3 protein-coding genes are annotated in these 2,352 nt (G+C 40.7%); all 3 read left to right on the top strand.

The features are described 5' to 3' along the window. Positions 1-87 precede the first annotated feature (87 nt). The gene (locus tag JZO85_RS22965; protein ID WP_142482328.1) at positions 88-270 is read left to right on the top strand and encodes a hypothetical protein; all 183 of its coding nucleotides are present in this window, start codon (positions 88-90) and stop codon (positions 268-270) included. After that, positions 260-613 carry an IS66 family insertion sequence element accessory protein TnpB gene (gene tnpB, locus JZO85_RS22960; RefSeq protein ID WP_144325139.1) on the top strand — a complete coding sequence of 118 codons (354 nt, stop codon included), beginning with the start codon at positions 260-262 and terminating at the stop codon, positions 611-613. The genes JZO85_RS22965 and tnpB overlap by 11 nt, the downstream gene beginning before the upstream one ends. A 120-nt stretch (positions 614-733) precedes the next feature. Beyond that, positions 734-2,272 (top strand): IS66 family transposase, encoded by a 1,539-nt coding sequence (tnpC, locus tag JZO85_RS22955; protein ID WP_242550507.1) that lies wholly within the window; start codon positions 734-736, stop codon positions 2,270-2,272. The last annotated feature ends 80 nt before the right edge of the window (positions 2,273-2,352 follow it).

The following is a 2,352-nucleotide window of genomic DNA, read 5'->3' as shown; positions in this document are numbered from 1 at the left end:
GTAAGCGCCGAACCACTGAGTACCTACAATCAAAAACCACTTCCGACTATACTGACAATACAAGTACAAATCGGAGGTGGTTGCTTTATGAAAGAAAAACAAGAGGTCGTTGCCATTAAGCTCGAGGGTCAGCCGCAAGAAAAACGCGCACTTCCTGCTAAAATAGGAATAAAAATCAAAGCGGAAATGCATGACATCTTTATCTACAATGGCGCGAGTCAATATCTTGTGCAGACGGTCTTGAAGGAGCTGATTGCTCATGATACTTGATTATCAAAAAGTTGCTCATATCTTTATTGTTTGCGGAAAAACAGATCTAAGGAAAGGAATCGATGGCTTGGCTGCCATCGTCCAGCATGAGTATAATCTGGATGTGTACGACGATGCTCTTTTCTTATTTTGTGGTGGCAGACGAGATCGTTTCAAAATGTTGTATTACGAAAAAGATGGGTTCCTTCTTTTATACAAGCGATTGGATCAAGGACAACTTCGTTGGCCGAGATCAAAAAAAGAAATTCGTTGCCTTACGCACCAACAGATTCGATGGTTATTGGAAGGATTAAGCATCGATCAACCCAAAGCAATTTCTGTTGGGAAACGTGGCATTTTTTAATTTAAAGAAACAAAGGAGAATCGGCAAGAAACAGTGATTTCATGCGGTTTCTCCTTCTTTTTGCGTCTGTTTAATGGTATAATAATAACAGAATATATATTTAGAAAGTGGTGTGATTACTTGTTAGATCAAGCAAATGATAAAAATGAAAATAACGAATCCACCACACAATTAATCGCTATGCTTCATGAACAAATGCGTGCAAATCAAGAACAATCGAAAGTAATTGAGACACTGACTGGAGAAGTACAATTACTCAGAGAACAAATCGCTTATTTGACTAATAAACTTTATGGAAAATCCAAGGAGACCTTGCCAGAACAACTCTCTGGTCAGATGAGCTTGGATCTATTTGATGTGCCTACAGCTCCACAACCTCTTGCAGAAGAGGTCACCATCAAAACTCATCAGCGAAGAAAAGGGCTGAAAACAAAGAAACTGGCGGATTTCCCAACAAAAGAAGTTCATCATGAGCTGTCAGAAGATGACCGTCTTTGTGCTCACTGCGGAACCATGATGATTGACATGGGAACGAAAAAGGTTCGAGAGGAAATTGCCTTCCATCAAGCACGAATCGAAACGCTGCAACATGTTCAACATAGTTATTGTTGCAAAGCGTGTGAACGAACAGGAGAAACTTCACTAAAGAAAGCACCTGTTCCAAAGCCGCTTCTTCAAAATAGCTTGGCTTCACCAAGCGTAGTGTCCGAAACGATTCGCTTGAAATTTAAGCAAAAGGTTCCTGCCTATCGGCAGGAAGAGTATTGGCAACAATTAGGTTTGGATATTTCACGAGATAATATTTCGAACTGGCATATTCGAGTGAGCCAAGACTACTTATCTCTTGTAGTTGAACGATTTCATCAGGAATTATCAAAGAGGAACATTGCTTACGCAGATGAAACGACCTATCGAGTGCTAGAAAGCAATAAGACAACCACCTATTATTGGATTTTTAGTAGCTCTCTTCAGGAAAAATATCCAGTCGCAATCTATCATCATAGTGAGACACGCAGCAAGGAAATTCCCAAAGATTTCTTGAAATCCTATGGAGGTTATCTTCATTGTGACGGTTATACTGGCTATGATGACCTCCCGAATATTTACACCGTTCGATGTTGGGCTCATGTTCGCAGGAAATTCTATGAAACCATGCCAAAGGCTCAAGGAGAAACAGAACATCCAGCTGCTTATGTTCTCTCCGTCTTTAAAACTTGTTTCAAGAAAGAGCAAGATTGGAAGAATCTGTCTCCAGAGGAACGCCTTCAAAAACGAGCGGAAGAATTAAGACCATTACTCAACCAACTTTTTTCTTATATCGCAACAATTCCAGCTGTCCCAAAATCGAAACTGGATAAAGCTATCCAATACATGGGAAAACATCGACTCTCGATGGAGCGGATATTTGAAGACGGTCGTCTGGAGTTGACGAACAATCAAAGTGAGCGGTTGGTCAAGGAATTGGTCATGTGTAGAAAGAATCAATTATTTTCTACCAGCTTGAGCGGCGCACAGACAACAGGAGAAATACTAAGTGTCATTAAAACGGCTGAACTTAATGGTCTCAACAGTACGAAGTATCTTCAGTACCTATTTGAGGAACTGCCAAACATGCCTGTTCTTACCGCAGATCACTTGGATGCGTACCTTCCTTGGTAAGCGTCATATACCAAGGTGTATTTAAAAGCCCAGCGTCCATCCTATAAAATAGGGAGGACGCTGGGCTTCTCTAAAGTTTG

Source organism: Candidatus Enterococcus murrayae (assembly GCF_017315985.1).
GTDB lineage: Bacteria > Bacillota > Bacilli > Lactobacillales > Enterococcaceae > Enterococcus_A > Enterococcus_A murrayae.
Note: the sequence above shows the minus strand (reverse complement) of the source record. Positions and strands in the feature narration are given on the sequence as shown.